The following is a 26,319-nucleotide window of genomic DNA, read 5'->3' as shown; positions in this document are numbered from 1 at the left end:
CGCGTAGCTGCTGTACAGGGGAGGCGAGTACTCCGCCAGGGGTGCGGGCAGGGGTGCGGGGCTGTCGTCGGCGGGGCCGGGCTCCTGGGGATCCGCCCCGCGCCGGGCCCCGGGCATCAGGCACAATCACCCCATGACCAGCGCCCCCACCCCGTCCACCGCGGACCGCATCTACCGGTCCTCCGCAGGCATCGCCGGCGGCGTCGTCCTGCTCGCCCTCGGTGCCTGGCTCGGGTTCGACGCCGTGTTCAAGGGCGAGGGCCGCACGCCGTGGCTGGCTCTGGCCGGGCTGCTGCTCGTGGTGCCGCTGGTCGTGGCGTTCACCTTCCGGCCCGCGGTCTTCGCCAACGAGGAGCGGCTGCGCATCCGCAACCCGTTCCGGATCGTCACCCTGCCCTGGGCCGCCGTCGCGAGCTTCCGCTCCGGCTTCTCGAACGAGGTCTTCGACCAGGCCGGAACCAAGTACCAGCTCTGGTCCATCCCCGTCTCCCTGCGCGACCGCAAGAAGGCCCAGCGCAATCTGGCCCGTGCCGCCGCCGCGGGCGACCCGGGCAGCTCGACGCTGCTGACGGGCGGCCGGGAGCGGCCGACGCGGTCCCTCGGTGACCGCACGATGGACGACCTGCGGGAGCTGCAGGAGGCCCGCGCGGGCGACCCGGGCGCACAGGGCGAGCCGTCGGTCCGCTGGGCCTACGAGATCTTCGCGCCGGCCGCGGCGGGCGCACTCCTGCTGATCGTGCTCATCGCCCTCGGCTGACAGCCGGCCGCGGCCCGCCCCCGTCGGGACGGGCCGCGACCGGCCCAAGTGGCGCCCGCGCAAGGGGGGTTGGCGGGACGCGGGGTGCTCCGGTGGACCCGCTGGGGGGCAGCGGGGGTCGGACACCAGTTTTCATAGTGGAGCGTAGGACGACCGGGGAGAAGACCGCTGCGCATGCCCGGCCCCGACTCCAGAGGGACCCGAGGGCGGCCCTAGGGCGCGTATCGAGTCGTGATCGATCCGCGGGATTCACCCTCGTGGCGAACGCTGATCACGCGGCTGCGGGCAGTCGTGCTGGATGCGCATGCCGGTCAGCCTGTGGGCAGGCCGATCTGGTCGCGTTCGAGTACGGAGCGCAACTCCGAGAAGATCTGTGCGGCGGCCGGTCCTGAGGGGCCGTTCAGGACGTCTGCGGTCAGCTCGGCCAGTGTTTTGGTGAAGGTCGCCTCCGCCGCCTCGACGAGTCGCAGGCCTTCGGGGGTCAGATCCAGCAGTGATGAGCGGCGGTCCGATGGATTGGTTCGCCGTATGACCCATGCCTGCTTCTCCAGGCGGTCGATGCCCTTGCTGGTCGCGCCGATCCCGATGGCGAATTCGGTGGCGAGTTCCGCGACCCGGGACCCGGGGTGGTCGCGCAGGAAGCGCAGGGACTCGAACTGCGACGTGACGATCCCGTGCCGCTCGCGAAGGCGGTCGTTCAGCGCGTTGTAGAGGCGTGTCTCGCAGCGGACGAGATCGGCGAAGAAGCCCGGCAGGTCGATCGGGCCACGGCTTGACTTAGATGCCATGGCATATATCGTAACTTACATGCCTGGGCATATACTTCTTTGGCATGCACTCGCGATGGAGGCGACCATGAGCAGGCAACAGCGCGCGGAGATCGACGCGATGGTCCGACGGCCTCAGCCGGAGGCCCCTCGGTCGGAGGCCCCTCCGTCGGTGGAGGAGATCCGCGCCGGGTTCAGGGCGATGATGGGGGAAATGATCGTCCCGGCCGGGATCCGCACCCGGACCTCGACGCTCGGCGATCGCCCCGCGGTACTCGTCGAGCCGGTCGGCACTCCGAAGGCCGGGACGATCCTCTACTTTCACGGCGGCTCCTACGTGGTCGGTTCACCGGAGACGGCGATGTCGCTGACGGGGAACCTGGTGACCAGAACAGGGTTCAGGGCGTTCTCCCTGGATTACCGGCTGGCCCCTGAGCATCCGTTCCCGGCCGCGATCGAGGATGGAGTGAGCGCCTACCGTGCACTTCTCGACAGCGGCGAAGACCCTTCGGCGATCGCGTTCGCCGGGGACTCCGCCGGCGGCGGCCTCACCGTCACCACCTGCCTCGCCGCCCGCGACGCGGGCCTGCCCATGCCCGCCGCGATCGTGGCGTTCTCCCCCGGACTCGACATGACCCGGACGGGCGAGAGCATGGACACCAAGGCGGGCGTCGATCCGTTCTTCACGCGTGAGGGCCTGGAGCACACCGGGACCATGTACCTTGCGGGACAAGATCCGCATCAGCCCATGCTCAGCCCCGCCACCCTCGCCGACCTGACCGGCCTCCCTCCGATGCTTCTGCAGGCGGGCACCAACGAAATACTGCTGGACGACTCCACCCGCATGGCCACGCGCGCGAGGGAAGCCGGAGTGGACGTCATCCTGGACGTCACCGCTGACGTTCCGCATGTCTTCCAGGCGTTCGCCGGCGTTCTGGACGAAGCCGACGAGGCACTGGACCGCGCCGCTCTCTTTCTCAGTCAGCGCATCCGCACCAGGGGCACGGCACGCACGTCGGCAGGCTGAAGCCCGCAGGCGGTCTTGCGTGACGCGAGTGCAACTGACCGACAACGAATGGGAGTTCGTCGGGAATGCTGCCCCCTGGTGTTCGTCCTGACGGCAGGCCAGGTACGGATTTGGGCCGCCAACCGGAAGAAGAAGGGCTCCCGTGGTGGTCGGCCCGTCGGCCTCGACGCCAACCTGTACGAGGAGCGCAACACTGTCGGGCGTCTGATCAACAAGCTCAAGGCCTGGCGAGGCATCGCCACTCGGTACGACAAGACCCCGGACAGCCACCTCGCCGGTCTTCACCCGCGCGCCTCGATGATCTGGATCAAAGACCTCTCCTGGACCACCCATTGATCACGACTCGATACGCGCCCTCGGGCCCGTCGGGCCCTGGCGGTGGACGTCAGGGAGCGCTCGGCCACACCAGGATCATGTACGCCCCGCAATACGCCGCCCCGAGCACCGCCCCCGTCACCGAGAGCACCAGGAACCGCCGCGACGCCCGCGCCATCACCAGCGCCACCGGCAGCAGCAGCGGAAAGCCGGGCAGCAGGAAGCGGGCGCGGGAGAAGTAGACGCCGCCGCTGCCGAGCGTGATCACCAGCAGGATGCCCGTGAAGATCAGCAGGGGCAGCGGCTGGCGGTCCCAGAGCGAGAGCGCGTACAGGAGGACCGCGCCGAGCAGCGTCACCGACACCATGATCAGGAAGAGCTCCGGCGTCGAGTCGTACGCGAGGAACTCCCGCATCCGGCGCAGGGTCTCGACGCCGCCGTCCAACTCGTTGTGCCACAGCTTCTGCACGGCGAAGTAGCCGTCCCAGCGGCCCAGTCGCAGCCCGACCCAGCCGACGTACGCGAGCCAGCCCAGCGGGGCGAGCAGCGTGCCCGCGAGGACCCGCCAGGAGAAGCGGCGCCGCAGCGCGAGCAGGCCGCACACGCTCACCGCCGCGGCGAGCGCGATACCCGTCGGCCGGGTCAGTCCCGACAGCGCGGCCAGCGTTCCGGCCCACACCCAGCGCCCGGTGAGCACGGCGTACAGGGACCACGCCACGAACGCCGTGAAGAGGGACTCCGTGTAGCCCATCCACTGGACGATGCCGACGGGGAAGCAGGCCCACAGGAAGGTGAGCAGCACGCCGACCCGCCGCCCGTGCAGCCGGTCGCCGACCGCGAAGATCCCCCACGCCGCGAACAGCGAGCAGATCCCGGCGAGGATCAGCCCCACCGTCGCCCGCGAACCCGGCGTCACCGCGGCGAACGCCTTCACCGCGTACGGGTAGAGGGGGAAGAAGGCCAGGTTGTTGGCGTCGTACTCGGTGCCGAGGGTGCGCTCGTAGCCGTGGTCGGCGATGCCCAGGTACCACTTGGAGTCCCAGTCCGCGGCCAGCGCGGGCCAGATCCCGTGCCCCTCCTTGTGTGCCCATACGCCGAAGACGAGCAGCGCGAAGGTACGCAGGGCCACGTAGGCGAGCAGGGCGGGGGCGGCTCGGCGCAGGCCTGTGGACCTGGTGCTCGGAGCGGTGCGGGTGGGACGTGCCGTCGCCTTCGGCAGGAGCGGGGTCTCGGTTGCGGTCGGGGGCACGTCTGCGGCTCCTGGGAACGGGGGCGGTGTGCGGGGGCAACCTTCCCGTTGCCCCCGGCACCTGTCGCCCTTCGTTCCGTCAACTGCCCCGCAGGAATCACTCGGTCGAGGTAAAACCAGCCTCCCCCGTCGATTGCGGGGGCGGGGTCCGGAGCGGAGCCCCGTGACCTGGGCTAGATGCCGGCCGCAGCAGACAGGTCCCGCTTGATCGCCGCGAGGAGTTCGGCACCCTTGGCCCGGGCCGCGTCCAGAGAACCCCGGTCCGCCACCGGCACCACGACCTCCAGGTAGCACTTCAGCTTGGGCTCCGTGCCGGACGGGCGGACGATGACCCGCGCCCCGTCCAAGGTGTAGCGGAGCCCATCGGTCGGCGGCAGCCCGCCCGCGCCCTCGGACAGATCGTCGGCCCGGGTCACCGCGAGCCCCGCCAGCTCCGCCGGAGGCACCTCGCGCAGGCGGCGCATCGCGTCGGCGATGACCGACAGGTCCTCCACGCGCACGCTCAACTGGTCCGTGGCGTGCAGCCCGTGGGCGAGCGCCAGGTCGTCGAGCGCGTCGAGCAGGGTGCGGCCCTGCTCCTTGAGTTCACTGGCCAGCTCGGTGACGAGCAGCGCGGCCGTGATGCCGTCCTTGTCGCGCACGCCCTCGGGGTCGACGCAGTAGCCGAGCGCCTCCTCGTAGCCGTAGCGCAGGCCCTCGACGCGGGCGATCCACTTGAAGCCGGTCAGCGTCTCCTCGTACGGCAGCGAAGCCGCCTCGGCGATCCGGCCGAGCAGCGACGAGGACACGATCGACTCGGCGAGCACGCCGCTCACGCCCCGCTGCACCAGGTGCGCGGCGAGCAGCGCGCCCACCTCGTCGCCGCGCAGCATCCGCCAGTCCCCGCCGTCCGGGACGGCTACGGCGCAGCGGTCCGCGTCCGGGTCGTTGGCGATGATCAGGTCCGGGGCCCCGGCCAGCGAGCGGGCCGTCGCGAACGACAGGTCCATCGCGCCCGGCTCCTCCGGGTTCGGGAACGCGACCGTCGGGAAGTCGGGGTCGGGCTCGGCCTGCTCGGCCACGAGCACCGGCTCGGGGAAGCCCGCCCGCGCGAAGGCGGCGAGCAGCGTGTCCTTGCCGACGCCGTGCATCGCCGTGTAGACGGTGCGGGCGGTGCGCGGGGACCCGGCCGCGAGGACCGCGTCCGTACGCGCCAGATAGGCGTCCAGGACCTCGTCGCCGAGCGTCTCCCAGCCGCTGTCCGGACGCGGTACGTCGTCGAGAGAGACCACCGCGTCGATCTCGGCGGCGATCTCCGCGTCCGCGGGCGGCACGATCTGCGAGCCGTCGCCGAGGTACACCTTGTAGCCGTTGTCCCGCGGCGGGTTGTGCGAGGCCGTGACCTCCACACCCGCCACCGCGCCCAAGTGCCGTATGGCGAAGGCGAGTACGGGCGTCGGCAGCGGCCGGGGCAGCACCGCCGCGCGCAGCCCGGCGCCCACCATGACCGCCGCCGTGTCCCGCGCGAAGTCCGCGGACCTGTGCCGCGCGTCGTACCCGATGACGACCAGGCCCTCGCCCTGGCCCTTGGCCTTCAGATACGCGGCGAGGCCCGCGGCCGCACGGATGACCACCGCGCGGTTCATCCGCATCGGGCCCGCGCCCAGCTCGCCGCGCAGACCGGCCGTGCCGAACTGCAGGGTGCCGCTGAAGCGCTCCCGGAGTGCCTCCGTCTGCCCGGCCGCCGCGCTCGCCGCGCTCGCCGCGCTCGCCGCGCTCTCGATGAGCTTGGCCAGCTCCTCACGGGTCTCGGGGTCGGGATCCTCGGCCAGCCAGGTCTTCGCCCGGTCGAGCAGTTCGCTGCCTTCAGCGGTCACGGTTCGTTTCCTTCACGCGTACGGATGCGGGTACGGGTCTCGGCTCAGATCCGGGCGAGGACCTTGGTCAGCAGCTCACCCATGCGGACGGCGGAGTCGCGGCCGGCCTGCAGGACCTCTTCGTGGTTGAGCGGCTCGCCGGACAGGCCCGCGGCCAGGTTCGTCACGAGGGAGATGCCGAGGACCTCCGCGCCCGCCTCACGGGCCGCGATGGCCTCGAGGGTGGTGGACATGCCGACCAGGTCCGCGCCGAGGATGCCGGCCATGCGGACTTCGGCCGGGGTCTCGTAGTGCGGGCCGGGGAACTGGGCGTACACGCCCTCTTCCAGCGTCGGGTCGATCTCCTGGCACAGCGTGCGCAGCCGCGGCGAGTACAGGTCGGTCAGGTCGACGAAGTTGGCGCCGACGATCGGCGACGTGGCCGTCAGGTTGATGTGGTCCGAGATGAGGACCGGCTGGCCCGGGCGCATGCCCTGGCGCAGACCGCCGCAGCCGTTCGTCAGCACGATGGTCTTGCAGCCCGCGGCGGCGGCGGTGCGCACGCCGTGCGCGACGGCGGCGACACCGCGGCCCTCGTAGTAGTGGGTGCGGCCGAGGAAGACCAGGGCGCGCTTCTCACCGACCTGGTACGAGCGGACCTTGCCGCCGTGCCCGGCCACGGCCGCGCCGGTGAACCCGGGCAGCTCGGTGAAGGGGAACTCGGCGGCCGGTGCGCCCAGCGCCTCGGCGGCCGGAGCCCAGCCGGAGCCCATCACGAGGGCGACGTCGTGGGTCTCGGCGCCGGTCAGCTCGCGCAGGCGAGCGGCGGCGGCGTCGGCGGCGGCGTAGGGGTCGCCCTGGAGGTTGTCCGGAGTAACAGATGCGTTCACGCGCTTGAGGGTAGCCGGTCAAGTCCTACGCGCGTAGATGTCAAGGGGCACGGGATGGCGATCGTTGTCTTGTCGTTTCCAACGAATGCGCTCCGTTGGGGGGCGGGACTCGCGCCGCGGGGGCCATGATCCGTCGTTGTCCGCGGGCCGCCGCGAACGAAGGCGCACCCGGCAGACGAGAAGGCGGGACCCGTTCCGGCGTCAGCAGGGGCGCTTGCGGAGCTCCATCACGTAGTCGTGCGGGGCGCCCGCCGACTCCGCCGCGTCCGCGAGCTCCCCGAGATAGCGCGCCGAGGGGAGGCCGCCCTCGTATCCGTTCAGTACGTACACCCACGCGGGCTCCTCGCCCTCCAGGGTGTCGATGCGCACCCGCATCCGCCGGTAGATGTCGAGGCCGACACCCTCCCAGCGGTCCATCGACTCCTCGTCCATGGGGGCGATGTCGTACAGCGCGACGAAGACCTGCGACCGGGGCGCCTCCACGACCGTGGCGAGCGCGCCTTCCCAGCCCATGTGCTCGCCCCCGAACGTCAGCCGCCAGCCGTTCAGCCAGCCCGTCGCGCGCAGCGGCGAGTGCGGGGCGCGGCGCGTCATGAGCCGCGGGTCGAGATTGCCGGCGTACGCGGCGTAGAGCGACATGGGTCCGAGGGTACGGCAGTTGCCTCGCGCGCTCTGAGCGAAGCCCGAGTGGGACCCGGGGGAGAACCGTCGCCGGCACCCCGCCCGGGCGTCCCCTTGAACCGTGCGGGACAATGGCGTACGTGACTCGGATCGTGATCATCGGTGGCGGACCTGGCGGATACGAAGCGGCCCTGGTGGCCGCGTCGCTCGGCGCGGAGGTGACCGTCGTCGACTGCGACGGTCTGGGCGGGGCGTCGGTGCTCACCGACTGCGTGCCGTCGAAGACCCTGATCGCGACGGCCGAGGTGATGACGACCTTCGACTCCTCGTACGAAGAGTTGGGCATCATCGTCGAGGACGACACCCCGGACCCGGACTCCCCGGCCCGCGTCGTCGGCGTCGACCTCGGCAAGGTCAACCGCCGCGTGAAGCGCCTCGCGCTCGCCCAGTCCCACGACATCACCGCCTCCGTCACCCGCGCGGGCGCCCGTGTGCTGCGCGGCCGCGGCCGTCTCGAGGGCCAGCAGGACCTCGACGGCTCCCGCAAGGTGATCGTGACCGCCGCCGACGGCACCGAGGAGACCCTCACGGCCGATGCCGTGCTGATCGCCACCGGCGGCCACCCGCGCGAGGTCCCCGACGCCCTGCCGGACGGGGAGCGCATCCTCAACTGGACGCAGGTCTACGACCTCGACGAGCTGCCCGAAGAGCTGATCGTGGTCGGCTCCGGCGTCACCGGCGCCGAGTTCGCCGGCGCCTACCAGGCACTCGGCTCCAAGGTCACCCTCGTCTCCTCCCGCGACCGCGTGCTGCCCGGCGAGGACCCGGACGCCGCCGCGGTCCTGGAGGACGTGATGCGCCGCCGCGGCATGAACGTCATGGCCCGCTCCCGCGCCGCCTCCGCCAAGCGGGTCGGCGACCGCGTCGAGGTCACCCTCGCCGACGGCCGGGTCATCTCCGGCACGCACTGCCTGATGGCGGTCGGCGCCATCCCCAACAGCAGCGGGATGGGCCTGGAGGAGGCCGGGGTCAAGCTGAAGGAGTCCGGTCACATCTGGACCGACAAGGTCAGCCGCACGTCCGCTCCCGGTGTGTACGCCGCCGGTGACGTGACCGGCGTCTTCGCCCTCGCGTCCGTCGCCGCCATGCAGGGCCGCATCGCGATGTACCACTTCCTGGGCGACGCGGTGACCCCGCTGAACCTCAAGACGGTCTCCTCGAACGTGTTCACCGACCCGGAGATCGCGACCGTCGGCTACTCGCAGGCCGACGTCGACGGCGGCAAGATCGACGCCCGCGTCGTCAAGCTGCCGCTGCTGCGCAACCCGCGCGCGAAGATGCAGGGCATCCGGGACGGCTTCGTCAAGATCTTCTGCCGTCCGGGCACCGGCATCGTGGTCGGCGGTGTGGTCGTCGCGCCCCGCGCCTCGGAACTGATCCACCCCATCTCGATCGCGGTCGACAACAATCTGACGGTCGAACAGATCGCGAACGCGTTCACCGTGTACCCCTCCCTTTCGGGCTCGATCGCCGAAGTGGCACGGCAGCTGCACTCGCGGAAGGTCGCCGAAGAAGGCTGAGCCGCGCGCGTCAGGAGTGAACGAGCCGCAGGTCACGGTGAGTTGCGGCCCATGCGGACGGCATAGGCACCGGGCGTAAACACCCTCGTTGTGCCTATACCACTTCCAGGGTTCCTGTGCGAACAGAATCTGTAATTCGGCGCAAACTGCTGAAAGCAGACGGTCGTTGGGGTTACTGTCAGTTTCGTGTTCGCTGCAGAACGTCGTCAATTGATCCTCGAAATGGTGCGGGCCAACGGGGCGGTATCGCTCCGTGAGCTCGCCCGCGTCGTCCAGACCTCCGAAGTGACCGTACGGCGGGACGTGCGCGCACTGGAGGCAGAAGGACTCCTCGACCGCCGACATGGCGGTGCGGTATTGCCGGGCGGATTCACGCGGGAATCCGGCTTTCCGCAGAAGTCACATCTCGCGACCGCAGAGAAGACGGCCATCGCCGATCTCGCCGCGGGTCTCGTCGAAGAGGGCGAAGCCATCGTGGTGGGCGCGGGGACGACCACGCAGGAGCTGGCCCGCCGGCTCGCGCGTGTGCCGGGCCTGACCGTCGTCACCAACTCGCTCCTCGTCGCCCAGGCACTGGCACACGCCAACCGGGTCGAGGTCGTCATGACCGGTGGCACGCTGCGGGGTTCCAACTACGCGCTGGTGGGCAGCGGCGCCGAGCAGTCCCTGCAGGGTCTGAGAGTCTCCCGGGCGTTCCTGTCCGGCAGTGGTCTCACGGCCGAGCGCGGACTCTCCACGTCCAACATGCTGTCGGCTTCCGTGGACCGGGCGCTCGTGCAGGCCGCGGCGGAGGTCGTCGTGCTCGCGGATCACTCCAAGCTCGGGACGGACACCATGTTCCAGACCGTGCCGACCGATGTGATCACGCGGCTCGTCACCGACGAGCCGCCCGCGCACGACGACCGGGCCGCCACGGAACTGCAGGCGCTGGCCGACCAGGGCGTACAGATCGCTGTCGCGGGGGCGGGCCCTTCGTCGGCCGGGGGCGGTGATCCCGTCCCGGCGCGCCAGCCGCGCCGGGATGTCCCGCTGCCAGGTCAACGCCGGGGCCAACTCCCTGGCGGGGGCCACCCGTTGAGGTCGGCAGCCGCGCTTGACGCGGGGCCCGAACGCACGGCCCGAGTTGCTGACCTGCGGAGGCGTTGAAGTCAGCCCCTCCGGCGTTCGAGGAGCGGGGTCCGGGGCGGAGCCCCGGTACCTCAGCGCTGACGCCGGTCAGCTTGCCGTGATGCCCCGCAGAGTAAGTCGCAACAGCCGATCCGCCAGATCCGGGTCGGACGGGGTCTCCTCGGCGGCCAGCGCAATCGCGTTGGTCAGCTGGAGCAAGTCCCCGATCGACACATCATCCCGCACCGAGCCGGAGGCCTGCGCCCGGGTCAGCAGGGCCTGGCCCGCCGCCCGCATCGGCGTACTGCACCGTGCGAGCGCCGAACTCTCGTCCTGGGAGGCCGACATGAGAGCCCGGGAAAGACCCCGGTACTCGCTCGCGTGCGTGATGATCTCGCGCAGCCAGGTGACGAGTGCCGTGCAGGGCTGGGGCGCGTCGAGCAGGGCCCGGGAGCGGGCGAGCAGATCGCTGACGGCCTCCTCGAAGACGGCGCTCACCAGCGCGTAGCGGTTCGGGAAGTGCCGGTACAGGGTGCCGATGCCGACCCCGGCGCTCCGGGCCACGTCCTCCAGGGACGCCCCCGTGCCGTGCTCGGCGAAGGCCCGGCGGGCCTGGGTGAGCAGCCGGTCGTAGTTGCGGCGCGCGTCCGCACGCATGGGACGGGCGCGCTCGTGGTCGGTGCCGGACGTCATCGGGCCTCCCTGGGCGGGCGCGGGCTTCCAAGGATGCCTGATCGCCCCGCCGGGCCGGTGCGGAGGGACGGCCACCGCAGTAGCGTCGGGAACAGGGAATCGTCCTGGAGCGGGCCATGGACATCAGCGACGGTGACGTACGGGACGTACGCGGACTCGTGCGCGAGCTCGAACAGGCGACGGACGTCGAGGAGTTGCGCACCGGCGCGGTCCGCGAGCTGATCCGGCTCGTCCCGGCCGACGGCGCCCAGTGGTACCGCTTCGAGGTGCCGGGCGCCGGCGTCCAGGCCGTCGCCGTGCCCGCCGAGTCGTTCCACGCCGACCCGACGGCCATCTACGACCACCCGGTGGACCATCCGCTGACCGAGGCGATGCTCGTCGGCGGCACCGGCGGCGCCCGCCGGGTCAGTGACGTCGCCAGCGACCGGGACTGGCAGCGCACGCACTGCTACAACCTGGACTTCCGGCCCTTCGGCGTGCGCCGCCACCTCGTCAGCAGCGCGCGCGACCCCGAGGGCGTCGTCGGGTACGCCCTCGTACGCGCCGGCACCGACTTCACCGACCGCCAGCGCGACCTGTTCGGCTACGCGCACACCCAAGTCGCCGCCCTGGAGCGGCAATTGGCCCGGCGGAACCGGCTGCTCGCCGTCGTCGCCGCCGCGCTCGACTCCGTCGGCCGCCCGGGCCACGGTGTCGCCGCCGTCGACGAGAGCGGCACCCTGCGCCCCCTGGACGCCGTCGCCGAGGCGCTGCTGCCGCTCGTGCGCGGCGATGCGCGGCTCGCGGGCCCCGATCCGTTCCGGGTGGGGGACGCGGCCGTCCGGGTCGTGCCCTGCGCGGTGCCCGGCGTGCCGCGCCTCGTGCTCCTGCGGGACCTGGCCGCGGGCCGCGCCGCCGCCCGCGGGCTCGGCCTCACCGAGCGCGAGCACCGCACCCTGGAACACATCGACGCGGGCCGCACCCCGGCGGAGGCCGCCCGCGCCATGGGCATCTCGCTGACGACCGTACGCGGCTACGTGGCGTCCCTGCACCGCAAGCTGGCCGCCGGGCACACCGCGGCACTGCTGCGCAGGGGACGGGAGTTGGGGCTGCTCGACGACTGAGGCGGGGGCGGCAGGTGAGGTGCCGCGGCACCCTCAGAATTGACGGATGGCCCGCGGCCCGCGGCGCGGCTTCACTGTCTGTGAGCAGGTCACCTACGGCATCGGGGGAACGCCATGACCGCCACACCGTCGCCCGCGCACGTGCCCGCAGCCGCGCCAGGGACCGCCGTCGGACGGGTGGGGCCCGCCCGCCTGACCATGGCCCTGGTCGCGTTCCTCGGCCCGGTCCTGTTCATCCTGGCGTTCCTGTTCCAGCCGTACGGGCTCGACGCCGACGACAAGGGGATGGTCCGGGGCATCGCCGAGCACCAGGGGCAGATGAAGGCCGACCTGTGGATCTGGGTCGTCGCCTCGCTGGTGCTGACCGCCGCCGTCCTGCTGGTCGGCGGCTACGCGATGGCCCGCTCCCGGAAGCTGGGGCTCGCCGGCACGCTGCTGTTCGGCGGTGCGCTGATCCTCATCAACGGCACCCCGTCCACCGACGCCGTCACCCTCGCGGGCCTCGACAAGGGCCTCGACCAGCCGGTGCTCGTCACGCTGCAGAAGGGCATCGAGTCGCTGCCCCAACTGAACGCGGCCGTCGTCGGGTTCATCGCGGGCCACGTCATCGGCTCGATCCTCATCGGCGTGGCCCTGCTGCGCAGCCGCGCCGTCCCGGCGTGGGCCGCGTGGGCGGTGATCGTGGCGATGCCGCTGAACGTCGTCGGCTGGATCTCCGGCATCGAGGCCGTCGCCGTGGTCGGCTTCGCGTTCCTCGCCGTCGGCTTCGGGGCCGTGGGCCTGAACATCATGCGCGGCGGCCTCGGCTGGGAGCGGGCCGCCTGAACACCGCAAGGACCGTACGGCAAGGGCCCGTTGAACCGGTCACGGTTCAACGGGCCCTTGCGTTACGTCAGTTGCGCTGACGCGGGACGTCAGTCCTTGATCTCGCAGATCGCGGCGCCGGACGTGAGCGAGCCGCCCACCTCGGCGGACAGGCCCTTGATGGTGCCCGCCTTGTGCGCGTTCAGCGGCTGCTCCATCTTCATGGCCTCGAGGACGACGATCAGATCGCCCTCCTGGACCTCCTGGCCCTCCTCGACCGCGACCTTGACGATGGTGCCCTGCATCGGCGAGGCGAGCGTGTCACCGGAGGCCGCGGGCCCGGACTTCTTGGCCGCGCGGCGCTTCGGCTTGGCGCCGGCCGCAAGGCCCGTACGGGCCAGGGACATGCCGAGCGACGACGGCAGGGAGACCTCGAGGCGCTTGCCGCCGACCTCGACGACGATCGTCTCGCGGTCGCCGTCCTCGTCGTCGGCATCCGCCTCGCCGCCGGGGGCGAACGGCGGGATGTCGTTGACGAACTCGGTCTCGATCCACCGCGTGAAGATCGTGAACGGGGCGGCTGAGCCCGTCAGTTCGGGCGCGAACGCCGGGTCGACGACCACCTTGCGGTGGAACGGGATGGCGGTCGCCATGCCGTCGACCTCGAACTCGGCCAGCGCACGCGCGGCCCGCTCCAGGGCCTCCTTGCGGGTGCGCCCGGTGACGATCAGCTTGGCGAGCAGGGAGTCCCAGGCCGGGCCGATGACCGAGCCGGACTCGACGCCCGCGTCCAGGCGGACACCGGGGCCCGAGGGCGCGTCGAACTTGGTGACGGTGCCGGGCGCGGGCAGGAAACCCCGGCCCGGGTCCTCGCCGTTGATGCGGAACTCGAAGGAGTGACCGCGCAACTCCGGGTCCCCGTAGCCCAGTTCCTCGCCGTCGGCGATGCGGAACATCTCGCGGACGAGGTCGATGCCGGCGACTTCCTCGGTGACCGGGTGCTCGACCTGCAGGCGGGTGTTGACCTCCAGGAAGGAGATCGTGCCGTCGGCGCCGACCAGGAACTCGACGGTGCCCGCACCGACGTAACCGGCTTCCTTGAGGATCGCCTTGGAGGCGCTGTACAGCTCCTCGACCTGGGCCTCGGACAGGAACGGCGCCGGGGCCTCCTCCACCAGCTTCTGGTGGCGGCGCTGCAGCGAACAGTCACGGGTGGACACGACCACCACGTTGCCGTGGGAGTCGGCCAGGCACTGCGTCTCCACGTGCCGCGGCTTGTCCAGGTAGCGCTCCACGAAGCACTCGCCACGGCCGAACGCCGCGACGGCCTCGCGCACCGCCGAGTCGTACAGCTCCGGCACCTCTTCGAGCGTGCGGGCCACCTTCAGACCGCGGCCGCCACCACCGAAGGCGGCCTTGATCGCGATCGGCAGACCGTGCTGCTCGGCGAACGCCACGACCTCGTCGGCCCCGGAGACCGGGTCCGGCGTGCCCGCGACGAGCGGGGCGCCGGCGCGCTGCGCGATGTGCCGCGCGGCGACCTTGTCGCCCAGGTCGCGGATGGCGTGCGGCGGCGGGCCGATCCAGATCAGGCCCGCGTCGAGGACCGCCTGGGCGAACTCGGCGTTCTCCGACAGGAATCCGTAGCCGGGGTGGATCGCGTCCGCGCCGGAGTCCTTGGCGGCCTGCAACACCTTGGCGATGTCCAGGTAGCTGGTCGCGGGGGTGTCACCACCAAGGGCGAAGGCCTCGTCGGCCGCACGGACGTGCAGAGCGTCCCGGTCCGGGTCGGCATAGACGGCAACGCTCGCGATCCCGGCGTCCCGGCAGGCCCGGGCCACCCGGACAGCAATTTCGCCACGGTTGGCGATGAGCACCTTGCGCACGATGGCTCCCTCCTTGAAACAAGCCGAGTTTAGGGACTGCCGACACGGGCTTACGACCCATCCCCAATGGTGAGGTTGCCCACACAGAGTGTGACTTGAGGCCCGCTCGGTCCCGGAAATCCCTTGTCGTGCCTGGATGCAGGGGATCCCTCCGTGGAACCCTAACCCTCGGATGTGGCCTAGGTCTCTGTGAGACCGTGCTGCGGCCGGTCGGCTTTCTTTGTGGAGTCCCTACGAATGGCCCAACGAATCTTTGCCTGCGCCAGAACCCTTGTCCGGAGGTTTACCCGTTAGTAGCGTTCGCGATGTCCCGACCTACTCGGGGTAACGGGCTCTCGTACGGGGAAGTGGGTGGGACCGGTGGCGCGCAGGCCGGTGGCGTGGGTGGCCGCGATCGTGTTGCTCGTGGAGGCGTTCGGGATCGTGCTCCTGAACTGGTTCCTCGGGCTGGTCGTCGACCGGCAGGACATGTCGCTCGCCGGGCTCGACCCGCGGGCGATGTCCGTGGGGGCCTGGGTCGCGGGCGGGCTGTTCGGCCTGTACCTGCTGCTGTGCGCGTTCTTCCTGGCGCGGACCGCGGTCCGCGACCGGGCGCCGGGCACCTTCGGCCGCATCCTGCTGATCAGCGCCGCCGTCGTGCACGGCATGCTCGGCGCGTTCTCGATCGGCCTGGTGGGCTGGCTCGCCTTCGTGGTGATGATGGTCGTGCTCGGACTCATCGTGCTGACCCTGGTGGCGTACGACCGTCACGAGGGCGCCGCCGACGCCGAGAACGGAGCCGGGGGCAAGGACGAGCCCAACGGCGCCCCGCTGCCGCCTAGTTCACCTGAGCCCACAACTCCGTGATGCCGACGCCCAGTTCGGCGAGGAGACGACGGAGCAGGGGCAGCGACAGGCCGATCACGTTGCCGTGGTCGCCGTCGATGCCCTCGATGAACGGGGCGGAGCGGCCGTCGAGCGTGAACGCGCCCGCCACGTACAGGGGTTCACCGGTCGCCACGTACGCGGCGATCTCCGCGTCGCTCGGCTCGCCGAAGCGGACGACGGTGGAGGCGGTGCCGGACGCGTACCGCCCGCTCGCCGTGTCGTAGACGCAGTGGCCGGTCTGGAGCGTGCCCGCGCGGCCGCGCATCGCCTTCCAGCGGGCCGTGGCCTCCTCGGCGTCGGCGGGCTTGCCGAGCGCCTCGCCGTCCAGGTCGAGCACCGAGTCGCAGCCGATGACGAGCGCGCCCTGTGTCTCGGGGCGGGCCGCCACGACGGAGGCCTTGGCCTCGGCGAGGGCCAGGGCGAGTTCGGCGGGGGTGGGCGCGGTGACGGCGTCCTCGTCGAACCCGCTGACGATCACCTCGGGGGCGAACCCGGCCTGCCGGAGCAGGCCCAGGCGGGCGGGGGACTGGGAGGCGAGTACGAGGCGGCGCGCTGCGGTCATGCGGATCAGCGTATAGAACCGCCCGCAGCGGTCACAGCACGCCCGTGCCGAGCAGCACCATCGCCACGAACATGGCGAGTGCCACCACGAAGCCGGCGCGGCGCAGCATCTCCTGCGTCTCGCGAAGCTCCTCGGGGGGCCCGTCCTCCGGGTCTGACCACAGCACACACCGAATACTGCGGCGGACGCGCGCCGGGCGCCTGAGTACGCGTACTCAGGCGCCCGGCGCGAAAGGACCAATTCCGGCTACCCGGGCCAGTAGGTACGGCCCCAGCTCGTCGGTCCCGGCGTCGGCAGCCGGCGGGCCGCGATCCGGGAGGGATCGGCCCAGGCGTCCCGCGCCGCCGCGGCGGCCGGGGCACCGGACGCGGCCGCGGCGCGGGCTTGGACCACCGCCAGTGCGGCGGCCAGCTCCTCGGGGGTCGGATTCCCCCGTACGACCTTGATCATCATGGGCGTTGGCTCCCTGCGACCTAGAGGGCTAGAGGGGGACTAGAGGGGGATGTTGCCGTGCTTCTTCGGCGGCAGCGACTCGCGCTTGGTCCGCAGCTGACGCAGTCCCCGTACGACGTGCGCGCGGGTGTCGGACGGCATGACGACGGCGTCGATGTAGCCGCGCTCGGCCGCCGTGTAGGGGTTGAGGAGCGTGTCCTCGTACTCCTGGATCAGCCGGGCACGCGTCGCCTCTGTGTCTCCGGAGGCATCGGCTGCGGCCAGGGTCTTGCGGTGCAGGATGTTGACCGCGCCCTGCGCGCCCATCACGGCGATCTGCGCGGTCGGCCAGGCCAGGTTCAGATCGGCGCCCAGGTGCTTGGAGCCCATGACGTCGTACGCGCCGCCGAACGCCTTGCGCGTGATGATCGTGATCAGCGGGACGGTCGCCTCGGCGTACGCGTAGATCAGCTTGGCGCCGCGGCGGATGATCCCGGTGTGCTCCTGCTCGACGCCCGGCAGGAAGCCGGGGACGTCGACGAAGGTCAGCACGGGCACGTTGAAGGCGTCACACGTCCGCACGAAACGCGCGGCCTTCTCGCTCGCGTCGATGTCGAGACAGCCGGCGAACTGCATCGGCTGGTTGGCGACGATGCCGACCGGACGGCCCTCGACGCGGCCGAAGCCGGTGAGGATGTTCGGCGCGAACAGCGACTGCGTCTCGAAGAACTCGGCGTCGTCCAGGACGTGTTCGATCACCGTGTGCATGTCGTACGGCTGGTTCGCGCTGTCCGGGATGAGGGTGTCGAGCTCGCGGTCCTCGTCCGTCAGCGCGAGATCGGCCTCGTCGGGGAAGGCGGGCGGCTCGCTCAGATTGTTCGAAGGCAGGTAGGAGAGAAGGGACTTGATGTACTCGATCGCGTCCTTCTCGTCGCCCGCCATGTGGTGCGCGACACCGGACTGCGCGTTGTGCGTGCGCGCACCGCCCAGCTCCTCGAAGCCGACGTCCTCGCCGGTGACCGTCTTGATGACGTCGGGTCCGGTGATGAACATGTGCGAGGTCTGGTCGACCATGACCGTGAAGTCGGTGATGGCCGGGGAGTAGACCGCGCCGCCCGCGCACGGGCCGACGACCAGGCTGATCTGCGGGATGACGCCCGACGCGTGCGTGTTGCGGCGGAAGATCTCGCCGTACATGCCGAGGGCCATGACGCCCTCCTGGATGCGGGCGCCGCCCGAGTCGTTGATCCCGACGACCGGACAGCCCGTCTTCAGCGCGAAGTCCATCACCTTCATGATCTTCTGCCCGAAGACCTCGCCGAGGGCGCCGCCGAAGACCGTGAAGTCCTGCGAGAAGACGGCCACGGGCCGCCCGTCGACCGTCCCGTACCCGGTCACGACACCGTCGCCGTACGGCTTGTTGGCATCGAGCCCGAAGTCCGTCGACCGGTGCCGCGCGAACTCGTCCAGCTCCACGAAGGAGTCCTCGTCGAGCAGCAGCCCGATCCGCTCACGCGCCGTCAACTTGCCCTTGGCGTGCTGCTTTTCGACCGCGCGGGCCGATCCCGCATGTGTCGCCTCGTCGATCCTGCGCCGCAGATCCTCGATCTTGCCTGCGGTGGTGTGGATGTCGATGGGGTCCAACTCTTCCAACTCGGACATCGGGATGCGGCTCCCTGCCTGGTTCGACGCTGCTCACGGGGGACGGTGTGGGGTGCGGGGGTGGGGCTACTGACTCGTAGGGTAGTGGCGCGAATACGGCTGCGCAGTGCGGCGTTTACCACACCTAGGCTGGGTTGCATGACGCAGCGAGATGGTTCAGACGCGCACGACAATCCCTGGTCCGACCTGGACCGGCCACCCCTGGCCGCGGCCGGTCTGCGCCGCTCCCTCGTACGCGGTGGCGAGGGGCTGTGGTCGTCCGTGGAGGTGGTGCCCCGTACGGGCTCGACCAACACGGACCTGGTGGCGCAGGCCGCCGCGGGCACGGTGCGGGAGGGCGCGGTCCTCGTCGCCGAGGAGCAGAGCGCGGGGCGCGGGCGGCTCGACCGGCGCTGGTCGGCTCCGCCGCGCTCGGGGCTGTTCTTCTCCGTGCTGGTGAAACCCGGCGACCACGAGGTGCCGGTCTCGCGCTGGGGCTGGCTCCCCCTGCTCACCGGCGTCGCCGTCGCCACGGCCCTGTCCGCGTCGGCCGGCGTCGACACGGCGCTGAAGTGGCCCAACGACCTGCTCGTCACCGTCGACGGCGAGGAGCGCAAGGCGGGCGGCATCCTGGCGGAGGCCTCCGGCGAGGGCGGGATCGTCATCGGCGTCGGGCTCAACGTGTCGCTGCGGGCGGACGAGTTGCCCGTGCCGGGGGCGGGTTCGTTGGCCCTGGCCGGGGCGAAGGTCCTTGACCGGGAGCCGGTGCTCCGGGCTGTGCTGCGGTCTTTTGAGCGGTGGTACGTCGAGTGGTGTGCGGCGGAAGGGGATCCCGGGTTGTCGCGGCTGCAGGAGACGTATGCGGCGGGGTGCTCGACGCTGGGGCGTCGGGTTCGGGCGCATTTGCCGGGGGAGCGGGAGTTGGTTGGTGAGGCGGTTGCGGTGGACGCGGACGGGAGGTTGGTGATCGCCGGGTCGGATGGTTCCCGGGAGGCGGTCGGCGCGGGGGACATCGTTCATCTGCGGCCTGCGTAGACGCGGCTTCGCGCCGTAGGGGCTTCTGTCCTCGTCCGACCGCTGCGCCGTCATGGCTGGTCGCGCAGCCGCCCGGCGACGCGCAGAGGCACCTCTATAGGCGGGACCCGCTGCGAACGGAGTGACGTGGCGCACAGGGGCTGCCGTAGAGTTGAGGCCGGTCGATACCTGACCGCGGCAGATCGGAAGGGCAGCAGGCGTGAGCGTCGACGACTCGGGCTCCGGCACGGGTGGCCAAGGCGACCCCGAGAAGTCGGAGGGGGCCGGAGAAGATACGGAGGACCCCCTCGCGCTACGGCTCGAAGGGCTGATCCTCGGGGCCGAGCGCCGGTACACCCCGTTCCAGGCGGCCCGCAGCGCGGGCGTCTCCGTCGAGCTGGCCACCCGCTTCTGGCGTGCCATGGGCTTCGCCGACATCGGGCAGGCCAAGGCCCTGACCGAGGCGGACGTGCTGGCGCTGCGGCGGCTGTCAGGTCTCGTTGAGGCGGGGCTGCTCAGCGAGGCGATGGCCGTGCAGGTCGCCCGGTCGACGGGGCAGACCACGGCGCGGCTCGCCGAGTGGCAGATCGACTCGTTCCTGGAGGGGCTCACCGAGCCGCCGGAGCCGGGGATGACCCGCACCGAGGTCACGTATCCGCTGATAGAGCTGCTGCTGCCGGAGCTCGAGGAGTTCCTCGTCTACGTGTGGCGGCGGCAGCTCGCCGCGGCCACCGGGCGGGTCGTGCAGGCCGGTGACGACGAGGAGATGGTGGACCGGCGGCTCGCCGTCGGGTTCGCGGACCTGGTCGGGTTCACGCGGCTGACGCGGCGCATGGAGGAGGAGGAGCTCGGCGAGCTCGTCGAGGCCTTCGAGACCACGGCCGCGGATCTGGTGGCCGCGCACGGCGGGCGGCTCATCAAGACGCTCGGTGACGAGGTCCTCTTCGCCGCTGACGACGCGGGCGTCGCCGGTGAGATCGCGCTGCGGCTCATCGAGACGATGAGCAACGACGAGACGATGCCGGAGCTGCGGGTCGGCATGGCGTTCGGGACCGTGACGACGCGCATGGGCGATGTCTTCGGGACCACCGTGAATCTCGCGAGCCGGCTGACGTCGATAGCGCCTCGGGACAACGTGCTCGTGGACGGCGCCTTCGCCGAGGAGCTGATCCGCACCGCCGAGGCGCCCGCCTCCGAGGCCGAGGCCGCGGCCGCCGCCGAGAAGGCGGAGGAGCAGGGCGACCAGCCGCCGTCGTACCGGTTCGCGCTGCAGCCGATGTGGCAGCGGCCCGTGCGCGGGCTCGGAGTCGTGGAGCCCTGGACGCTGACCCGGCGCAGCTGACACCCTTCGTGGTTAACGTCAGTTAACCGGAAGGTTTGTGGGTGCCATGGGTGATGACCAGCAGCGGTTCGGCGAGTTCGTGGTCGTACGGCGGCACGAGGGCGGGACCGTCGCCGAGCTGGTGCTCGACCGGCCCAAGGCGATGAACGCGGTGTCCAGCGACATGGCGCGCTCGATCGGTGCCGCGTGCACGGCGCTCGGCGGCGAGCGGGACGTGCGGGTCGTGGTCGTCACCTCCAGCCACGAGCGGGCCTTCTGTGTCGGCGCGGACCTGAAGGAGCGCAACTCCTTCAGCGATGCCGAGCTCGTGCGGCAGCGGCCCGTGGCCCGGGGCGCGTACACCGGCGTACTGGAGCTGCCGATGCCGACGGTCGCGGCGGTGCACGGGTTCGCGCTCGGCGGCGGCTTCGAGCTGGCGCTTGCCTGCGATCTGATCGTGGCCGACGAGAGCGCCGTGGTCGGCCTGCCCGAGGTGTCGGTGGGGGTGATCCCCGGTGGCGGCGGTACGCAGTTGCTGCCGCGCCGGGTCGGGGCCGCGCGCGCCGCCGAGCTGATCTTCTCGGCCCGCCGCGTCGAGGCCGCCGAGGCGGCTGAACTCGGGCTCGTGGACCAGGTGGTGGCGGCCGGTCAGGACCGCACCGAGGCGCTGGCGCTCGCCGCGCGGATCGCCGCGAACTCGCCGGTCGGGCTGCGGGCGGCCAAGCGTGCGCTGCGACTCGGGCACGGGCTCGATCTGCGGGCGGGCCTCGAGGTGGAGGACGCGGCGTGGCGCTCGGTGGCGTTCTCCGGGGACCGGGCCGAGGGCGTGGCCGCGTTCAACGAGAAGCGCAAGCCGCAGTGGCCGGGTGAGTGACGTACGGGACGGTCCGGGGCACCGGGACGGGCGTACTCAATTCACCGTAATGTCGGAAATCTCCCTACTCTGGAGTAATGGGTGAGGAGGACGGCCGGCTGCGGGCCGTGGTGATGCTCGCGCAGGGCATGGCCGCTGCGCAGTCCCCGCGCGAGTCCTGGCGGGCGGCCGCGCTCGGCGCCTGCCACGCACTGTCCGGGAGTTTCGCCGCGCTCTCCGTGTGGGAGCGCGAGCGCGGGCGGCTGCGGGTGCTGGTGAACGTGGGCGAGCGGGCCGCGGGGGAGGAGGAGTTCCCCGAGGACGAGGCGTATCCGGTGCACCAGTTCCCGGAGATCACCGAGTTCCTGCACGAGCAGTGGGCGGGCGGTGGCGAGCCCGACGCGTGGGTGGAGACGGCGGCGGGGCCCGTCGAGCGCGCCGGGTACTGCCATCAGCGGGTGGCGGCCCTGCGTCGGCGGCGGCGCGGGAGCTGTGTCGTCGCGCCGATCGTGCTGCACGGGCGGGCCTGGGGCGAGCTGTACGTGGCGCGGCCGGTGAGCGTGCCCGTGTTCGGGCCCGGCGACGCCGACTTCGCGACCGTGCTGGCGTCCGTGGTGGCGGCCGGGATCGCGCAGACCGAACGGCTGGAGGAGGCGCGGCGGCTCGCCTTCACCGATGCGCTGACCGGGCTCGCCAACCGGCGGGCCGTCGACACAAGGCTCGACGAGGCGGTGGAGCGGCACGTGACGGAGGGCGCCGTCGTCAGCCTGGTCGTGTGCGACCTGAACGGGCTCAAGCGCGTCAACGACACCCTCGGCCACGCGATCGGCGACCGGCTCCTGGAGCGGTTCGGGTCGGTCCTCTCCCTGTGCGGGGCGATGCTGCCCGGGGCGCTCGCCGCGCGGCTCGGCGGGGACGAGTTCTGCCTGCTGGCCGTGGGGCCGGGTGCCGACGAGGTCGTACGCGTGGGAGATGAAGTCTGTTCGCGGGCGGCCGAGTTGGACCTCGGGGACGGGGTGGCGTGCGGGATCGCCTCGACCGGGGATCCGATCGGGGAGGTGCGCAGTGCGCGGCGGCTGTTCCGGCTCGCGGACGCCGCGCAGTACAGGGCGAAGGCGCTGCGGTCCGTGAAGCCGGTGGTGGCCGGGCGGGACGGCGGGCTCGACGACCCGGTCGTCCGGCTCGCCGACTCGCCGCCGCCGGTCGCGGGGGACGCAAAGAAGGGCGAGCGGCGGCGGATCCGCAGGACCCGGGAGTAGCGGGCGGGCCGGGACCGTGGGCCGCGGGTAAGGAGCGCCTCCCGAACTCGGTCGTGACATCTCGAGATTCACTGCGTACGCTCCTGAATATGGATATGCACACTGTGGTGGTCGGGACCGCCGGGGTCACCGCGGCCGACGTCGTTGCCGTGGCGCGCAAGGGCGCGCGCATCGAACTCTCCGGCGAGGCCGTCGCCGCGCTCACCGCGGCCCGCGAGATCGTCGACGCGCTCGCCGCGAAGCCGGAGCCCGTCTACGGCGTCTCCACCGGGTTCGGCGCGCTCGCCTCCCGGCACATCAGCACCGAGCTCCGCGCCCAGCTGCAGCGCAACATCGTGCGCTCGCACGCGGCCGGGATGGGCCCGCGCGTGGAGCGCGAGGTCGTGCGCGCGCTGATGTTCCTGCGCCTGAAGACCGTCTGCTCCGGGCACACCGGTGTGCGCCCCGAGGTCGCGCAGACCATGGCGGACGTGCTCAACGCCGGGATCACGCCGGTCGTCCACGAGTACGGTTCGCTCGGCTGCTCCGGTGACCTGGCCCCGCTCAGCCACTGCGCCCTCACGCTCATGGGCGAGGGGGACGCGGAGGGCCCCGACGGGGTCGTCCGTCCCGCCGGCGAACTCCTCGCCGAGCACGGCATCACGCCCGTCGAGCTGCGCGAGAAGGAGGGCCTGGCCCTCCTCAACGGCACGGACGGCATGCTCGGCATGCTGGTCATGGCCCTCGACGACCTCGATACCCTCTACAAGTCCGCGGACATCACCGCCGCCCTCTCCCTGGAGGCGCTGCTCGGCACGGACAAGGTCCTCGCCCCCGAGCTGCACGCCATCCGCCCGCACCCGGGCCAGGCCGCGTCGGCCGCCAACATGCTTGCGGTGCTTGCCGGTTCGGGCCTGACTGGCCACCATCAGGACGACGCGCCGCGGGTCCAGGACGCGTACTCCGTGCGCTGTGCCCCGCAGGTCGCGGGCGCCGGGCGCGACACCATGGCGCACGCCCGGCTCGTCGCCGAGCGGGAGCTGGCGTCGGCGGTGGACAACCCGGTGGTCCTCCCCGACGGGCGCGTCGAGTCCAACGGCAACTTCCACGGGGCGCCGGTGGCCTACGTGTTGGACTTCCTCGCCATCGCGGCGGCGGACCTGGGCTCGATCGCCGAGCGGCGCACGGACCGCCTCCTCGACAAGAACCGCTCGCACGGCCTGCCGCCGTTCCTCGCGGACGACGCGGGCGTCGACTCGGGCCTGATGATCGCCCAGTACACGCAGGCGGCGCTGGTCAGCGAGATGAAGCGGCTCGCCGTCCCGGCCTCCGCCGACTCCATCCCGTCGTCCGCCATGCAGGAGGACCACGTCTCGATGGGCTGGTCCGCCGCGCGCAAGCTGCGTACGGCCGTCGACAACCTCGCGCGGATCGTCGCCGTCGAGCTGTACGCGGCCACCCGCGGCATCGAGCTGCGGGAGGGCCTGACGGCGGCACCGGCGTCGCAGGCGGCCATCGCTGCGGTGCGCGCCGCGGGCGTCGAGGGGCCGGGCCCCGACCGGTTCCTGGCGCCTGACCTGGCGGCGGCCGACGCGTTCGTGCGCAGCGGGGCGCTGGTCGAGGCCGTCGAGAAGGTGACGGGCCCGCTCGCGTAGCAATGCGTCCCGGCGCGGAGCCTTGTCGGGTCCGCGCCGGGGGCGTCACATCGGCCCGGTCGCGTACGCCAGCGGGGGCGCGATCGCCTGGGCGTCCGCTCCCTCGCCGACCCAGAGCGCGATGAACAGCGTGGCGGTCGCTTCCAGGAGCCCCGCCCGGCCGAGGCCGCCGCCGGACACCGGGGTGCAGCCCGCGTCCCGCACCAACTCGGCCGCACGCGCGAGCGCTTCGGGGTCGTCGCCGCACAGCGGGACGGACAGGGGGCGCCCGTCGAAGACCGGGGGCCGCATCCGCCACACGTCCACGTGGCAGAGGTTGAACGCCTTGACCACATGGGCCTCGGGGGCCGCCGCGGCCAACTGCCGTGCGGCCGAGGCGCCGTCGTCCGTCAGCAGCCGGAAGCCGGGTCCTACCGGGTTCGAGCAGTCGAGCAGCACCGTGCCGGCCAGGGCGTCGCGCACCTCCCGCACCACATCCGCCCCCGCCCCGTAGGGCAGCGCGGCAAGGACCACCTGCCCGAACTCGGCCGCCGCACGCAGTCCGACGGGCCGCACGTCACCGCCGATGCGGGCCGCGAGCCGCTCCGCCCTGCCCATGTCCCGCCCGCCGACGGCCACTTCGTGTCCGGCCCGTGCCCAATGGCCCGCCAGCGCGTCCGCCATGCCGCCCGTGCCCAGTACGCCGATTCTCATCACGCGGTCCTCTCGTCGCCGTTTCCGACGACGCTAGGCGGCCCGTCAGGCACCATTCGGTACGTGACCACTGACGTGTTCCTCGCCGACTGCCGGGCCCGGCTCGCCTTCGACCTGCTCTCCAACACCTGGAACGCCGTGGTGCTCTGGGCGCTGCGCGACGCCCCGCTGCGTCCGGTGGAGCTGCGCGAGCGGATCGGCGGCATCAGTTCCAAGGTGCTCACGCAGACGCTGCGCCGCCTGCAGTTCAACGGGCTCGTGGCGCGCGAGGTGCATCCCGGGGCGCCGCCGCGGGTCGTCTACGAACTCACGGGGCTGGGCCGGACCCTGCTCGAGCCCATCGACGCCGTGGGCGCGTGGGCCTTCGAGCACGGCGACGCGGTCATGGCCGCACAGGAAGCAGCCCAGGAAGCAGTCCAGGAAGCAGCCCAGGAGCCGACGGACGACCCCGCGTTCTAGAACGCGGCTTCCTCGTTCCTGCCCCTGCGTACCGAGTACGCCACGAAGCAGACTCCGAGGCCGAGGAACGCCGAGCCGCCGACCACGTACGGCGTCGTGTCGACCGTGCCCGTGTCGGCCAGGCGGAGCTGCTGGTCGGACTGGGCGTCGACCGCGGCGGCGGTTCTGGACTGGTCGGCGGCGGGCGCCTGTTCGGGCGTCGCTGTCGCGGTGGGGATGAACCACAGGGCGCAGAGCAGCGTCCCGGCGGCGGTGGCGGTGAACAGTGATCGACGTGCGGCGGACACCGAGGCGATCCCCCTTGTGCTGCTGGCGAGTTGGCCAGTTGGCCGTGTGAGCTGAGGGCTGATGTTAGTCAAGGCGGCGGGTCACGGGAAAGCCGTGCGTGCCGTGGGTCGTACGCTCCCGGCTATGAGCACTGATGAGACGTCACGTTTTGTTCGGCTGACGGTGGAATTGGTCCTGGAGGTCGGTGATCCGGAAGCGCTGACGGGGGCCGCTCTGCAGCGGATCGCCGAGGACGACGCGATGCCCGTCGAGGAGCGGAGCCACGCCGAGAGCGCCGTCCAGGAGGACGAGGCGGAGGCCATCGCGTATCTCGTGGACCCGTTCGACCTGGTCGCAGACGTGCCGGGGGCCGAGCTCGTGCAGGCCTCGTGGTCCAGCGAGCAGGTCGACTACGACCCCGATTCGCCCGACTGGGACCTGGACGAGGATGATGGCGAGGGGGATGCGTACGAAGAAGCGGAACCAGAAGCGGGATCAGAAGCGGAATCAGAAGGTGGCGGCGGCGCGCGGCGGTAGCCCGGTGTAGCGGGTGAGGCCCGCACCGTGAGCCCCAGGTGGTGACAGCCGCCCGGGGCTCTGCCGTTTCCGCAGGTTTCCGCGGGAGGCGACGTGGCGTCTCCCACATCGGGGCGTTTTCGGGAACGGGATGAACCGGTCACCGC

The 26,319-nt window shown here is 71.8% G+C and carries 27 protein-coding genes and 1 pseudogene; 15 read left to right on the top strand and 13 right to left on the bottom strand.

What is annotated here, in order from left to right; translation table 11 throughout:
• Positions 1–133 precede the first annotated feature (133 nt).
• A complete protein-coding gene (locus tag ACIBUY_RS18670; protein ID WP_399153078.1) occupies positions 134–757 on the top strand; it encodes a PH domain-containing protein in 624 nt (207 codons plus the stop codon).
• Positions 758–1,068: 311 nt separating this feature from the next.
• Here the strand turns inward: ACIBUY_RS18670 and ACIBUY_RS18665 are convergent, their stop codons facing one another.
• Positions 1,069–1,545 (bottom strand): MarR family winged helix-turn-helix transcriptional regulator, encoded by a 477-nt coding sequence (locus ACIBUY_RS18665; protein ID WP_399153077.1) that lies wholly within the window; start codon positions 1,543–1,545, stop codon positions 1,069–1,071.
• Between the two features lie 67 nt (positions 1,546–1,612).
• Here ACIBUY_RS18665 and ACIBUY_RS18660 point away from each other — a divergent pair, with 67 nt between their 5' ends.
• Entirely contained in the window at positions 1,613–2,551 is a 939-nt protein-coding gene (locus ACIBUY_RS18660) for an alpha/beta hydrolase (RefSeq protein ID WP_399153182.1), read from the top strand.
• Positions 2,552–2,665: 114 nt separating this feature from the next.
• Positions 2,666–2,887: pseudogene (locus tag ACIBUY_RS18655) on the top strand (IS5/IS1182 family transposase); the annotation flags it as partial.
• A 49-nt stretch (positions 2,888–2,936) separates the two neighbouring features.
• On the opposite strand, the gene ACIBUY_RS18650 reads toward ACIBUY_RS18655, so the two are convergent.
• The 4 genes from ACIBUY_RS18650 to ACIBUY_RS18635 form a co-directional block, all read right to left on the bottom strand.
• Complete coding sequence (locus ACIBUY_RS18650) at positions 2,937–4,115, bottom strand: hypothetical protein (RefSeq protein ID WP_399153076.1); 1,179 nt, start codon at positions 4,113–4,115, stop codon at positions 2,937–2,939.
• Positions 4,116–4,288: 173 nt separating this feature from the next.
• Positions 4,289–5,971 carry a phospho-sugar mutase gene (locus ACIBUY_RS18645; RefSeq protein ID WP_399153075.1) on the bottom strand — a complete coding sequence of 561 codons (1,683 nt, stop codon included), beginning with the start codon at positions 5,969–5,971 and terminating at the stop codon, positions 4,289–4,291.
• Between the two features lie 44 nt (positions 5,972–6,015).
• A complete protein-coding gene (locus ACIBUY_RS18640) occupies positions 6,016–6,840 on the bottom strand; it encodes a purine-nucleoside phosphorylase (RefSeq protein ID WP_365580393.1) in 825 nt (274 codons plus the stop codon).
• Positions 6,841–7,041: 201 nt separating this feature from the next.
• Positions 7,042–7,479, bottom strand: a complete 438-nt coding sequence (locus ACIBUY_RS18635) for a gamma-glutamylcyclotransferase (RefSeq protein WP_365580390.1) — start codon at positions 7,477–7,479, stop codon at positions 7,042–7,044.
• Between the two features lie 113 nt (positions 7,480–7,592).
• Here ACIBUY_RS18635 and ACIBUY_RS18630 point away from each other — a divergent pair, with 113 nt between their 5' ends.
• Complete coding sequence (locus tag ACIBUY_RS18630) at positions 7,593–9,041, top strand: NAD(P)H-quinone dehydrogenase (RefSeq protein ID WP_365580388.1); 1,449 nt, start codon at positions 7,593–7,595, stop codon at positions 9,039–9,041.
• Positions 9,042–9,227: 186 nt separating this feature from the next.
• Positions 9,228–10,187 carry a DeoR/GlpR family DNA-binding transcription regulator gene (locus tag ACIBUY_RS18625; protein ID WP_365580385.1) on the top strand — a complete coding sequence of 320 codons (960 nt, stop codon included), beginning with the start codon at positions 9,228–9,230 and terminating at the stop codon, positions 10,185–10,187.
• 69 nt (positions 10,188–10,256) lie between these two features.
• Here ACIBUY_RS18625 and ACIBUY_RS18620 read toward each other — a convergent pair whose 3' ends face one another.
• Entirely contained in the window at positions 10,257–10,805 is a 549-nt protein-coding gene (locus tag ACIBUY_RS18620) for a TetR/AcrR family transcriptional regulator (RefSeq protein WP_399153181.1), read from the bottom strand.
• 152 nt (positions 10,806–10,957) lie between these two features.
• Here ACIBUY_RS18620 and ACIBUY_RS18615 point away from each other — a divergent pair, with 152 nt between their 5' ends.
• Together ACIBUY_RS18615 and ACIBUY_RS18610 are read left to right on the top strand one after the other, a co-directional pair.
• Entirely contained in the window at positions 10,958–11,944 is a 987-nt protein-coding gene (locus ACIBUY_RS18615; RefSeq protein ID WP_399153074.1) for a response regulator transcription factor, read from the top strand.
• A 114-nt stretch (positions 11,945–12,058) separates the two neighbouring features.
• Positions 12,059–12,769: a hypothetical protein gene (locus ACIBUY_RS18610; protein ID WP_365580378.1), complete on the top strand. Its 711-nt coding sequence runs from the start codon at positions 12,059–12,061 to the stop codon at positions 12,767–12,769.
• A gap of 89 nt (positions 12,770–12,858) precedes the next feature.
• On the opposite strand, the gene ACIBUY_RS18605 is transcribed toward ACIBUY_RS18610, so the two are convergent.
• A complete protein-coding gene (locus ACIBUY_RS18605) occupies positions 12,859–14,634 on the bottom strand; it encodes a biotin carboxylase N-terminal domain-containing protein (RefSeq protein WP_365580375.1) in 1,776 nt (591 codons plus the stop codon).
• Positions 14,635–14,994: 360 nt separating this feature from the next.
• On the opposite strand from ACIBUY_RS18605, the gene ACIBUY_RS18600 reads away from it, so the two are divergent.
• Complete coding sequence (locus tag ACIBUY_RS18600) at positions 14,995–15,480, top strand: hypothetical protein (RefSeq protein WP_365580372.1); 486 nt, start codon at positions 14,995–14,997, stop codon at positions 15,478–15,480.
• Here ACIBUY_RS18600 and ACIBUY_RS18595 read toward each other — a convergent pair.
• From ACIBUY_RS18595 to ACIBUY_RS18580, 4 genes are all read right to left on the bottom strand, one after another.
• On the bottom strand, positions 15,452–16,063 hold the full coding sequence (locus ACIBUY_RS18595; RefSeq protein WP_365580370.1) for a nucleoside triphosphate pyrophosphatase: 612 nt from the start codon (positions 16,061–16,063) through the stop codon (positions 15,452–15,454). The genes ACIBUY_RS18600 and ACIBUY_RS18595 overlap by 29 nt on opposite strands.
• Positions 16,064–16,094: 31 nt before the next feature.
• Positions 16,095–16,229 carry a morphogenic membrane protein MmpB gene (mmpB, locus tag ACIBUY_RS18590; RefSeq protein ID WP_365580368.1) on the bottom strand — a complete coding sequence of 45 codons (135 nt, stop codon included), beginning with the start codon at positions 16,227–16,229 and terminating at the stop codon, positions 16,095–16,097.
• Positions 16,230–16,309: 80 nt separating this feature from the next.
• The gene (locus ACIBUY_RS18585; protein ID WP_365579132.1) at positions 16,310–16,516 is read right to left on the bottom strand and encodes an acyl-CoA carboxylase epsilon subunit; all 207 of its coding nucleotides are present in this window, start codon (positions 16,514–16,516) and stop codon (positions 16,310–16,312) included.
• Positions 16,517–16,555: 39 nt separating this feature from the next.
• A complete protein-coding gene (locus tag ACIBUY_RS18580; RefSeq protein ID WP_365579134.1) occupies positions 16,556–18,157 on the bottom strand; it encodes an acyl-CoA carboxylase subunit beta in 1,602 nt (533 codons plus the stop codon).
• A gap of 138 nt (positions 18,158–18,295) precedes the next feature.
• Here ACIBUY_RS18580 and ACIBUY_RS18575 point away from each other — a divergent pair, with 138 nt between their 5' ends.
• The 5 genes from ACIBUY_RS18575 to hutH all read left to right on the top strand — a co-directional run bounded on the left by ACIBUY_RS18575 (position 18,296) and on the right by hutH (position 24,217).
• Positions 18,296–19,171 carry a biotin--[acetyl-CoA-carboxylase] ligase gene (locus ACIBUY_RS18575; RefSeq protein WP_365579136.1) on the top strand — a complete coding sequence of 292 codons (876 nt, stop codon included), beginning with the start codon at positions 18,296–18,298 and terminating at the stop codon, positions 19,169–19,171.
• A gap of 199 nt (positions 19,172–19,370) precedes the next feature.
• The gene (locus ACIBUY_RS18570; protein WP_365579137.1) at positions 19,371–20,492 is read left to right on the top strand and encodes an adenylate/guanylate cyclase domain-containing protein; all 1,122 of its coding nucleotides are present in this window, start codon (positions 19,371–19,373) and stop codon (positions 20,490–20,492) included.
• Between the two features lie 46 nt (positions 20,493–20,538).
• Positions 20,539–21,345, top strand: coding sequence for an enoyl-CoA hydratase/isomerase family protein (locus ACIBUY_RS18565; protein ID WP_399153073.1), 807 nt, complete (start codon positions 20,539–20,541; stop codon positions 21,343–21,345).
• A 77-nt stretch (positions 21,346–21,422) separates the two neighbouring features.
• Complete coding sequence (locus tag ACIBUY_RS18560) at positions 21,423–22,583, top strand: diguanylate cyclase domain-containing protein (RefSeq protein WP_399153072.1); 1,161 nt, start codon at positions 21,423–21,425, stop codon at positions 22,581–22,583.
• Between the two features lie 95 nt (positions 22,584–22,678).
• Complete coding sequence (gene hutH / locus ACIBUY_RS18555) at positions 22,679–24,217, top strand: histidine ammonia-lyase (RefSeq protein WP_399153180.1); 1,539 nt, start codon at positions 22,679–22,681, stop codon at positions 24,215–24,217.
• Positions 24,218–24,262: 45 nt separating this feature from the next.
• Here hutH and ACIBUY_RS18550 read toward each other — a convergent pair whose 3' ends face one another.
• Positions 24,263–24,910 carry an NADPH-dependent F420 reductase gene (locus ACIBUY_RS18550; protein ID WP_399153071.1) on the bottom strand — a complete coding sequence of 216 codons (648 nt, stop codon included), beginning with the start codon at positions 24,908–24,910 and terminating at the stop codon, positions 24,263–24,265.
• Between the two features lie 63 nt (positions 24,911–24,973).
• Here ACIBUY_RS18550 and ACIBUY_RS18545 point away from each other — a divergent pair, with 63 nt between their 5' ends.
• Entirely contained in the window at positions 24,974–25,369 is a 396-nt protein-coding gene (locus ACIBUY_RS18545; protein WP_399153070.1) for a winged helix-turn-helix transcriptional regulator, read from the top strand.
• On the opposite strand, the gene ACIBUY_RS18540 is transcribed toward ACIBUY_RS18545, so the two are convergent.
• Positions 25,366–25,656, bottom strand: a complete 291-nt coding sequence (locus ACIBUY_RS18540; RefSeq protein WP_365579146.1) for a hypothetical protein — start codon at positions 25,654–25,656, stop codon at positions 25,366–25,368. The genes ACIBUY_RS18545 and ACIBUY_RS18540 overlap by 4 nt on opposite strands.
• A gap of 124 nt (positions 25,657–25,780) precedes the next feature.
• On the opposite strand from ACIBUY_RS18540, the gene ACIBUY_RS18535 reads away from it, so the two are divergent.
• A complete protein-coding gene (locus tag ACIBUY_RS18535; RefSeq protein WP_399153069.1) occupies positions 25,781–26,173 on the top strand; it encodes a hypothetical protein in 393 nt (130 codons plus the stop codon).
• Positions 26,174–26,319: the final 146 nt, after the last annotated feature.

Origin of the sequence: Streptomyces sp. NPDC050085, from assembly GCF_044460595.1 — a bacterium.
Classification (GTDB): Bacteria; Actinomycetota; Actinomycetes; order Streptomycetales; family Streptomycetaceae; genus Streptomyces.
Note: the sequence above shows the minus strand (reverse complement) of the source record. Positions and strands in the feature narration are given on the sequence as shown.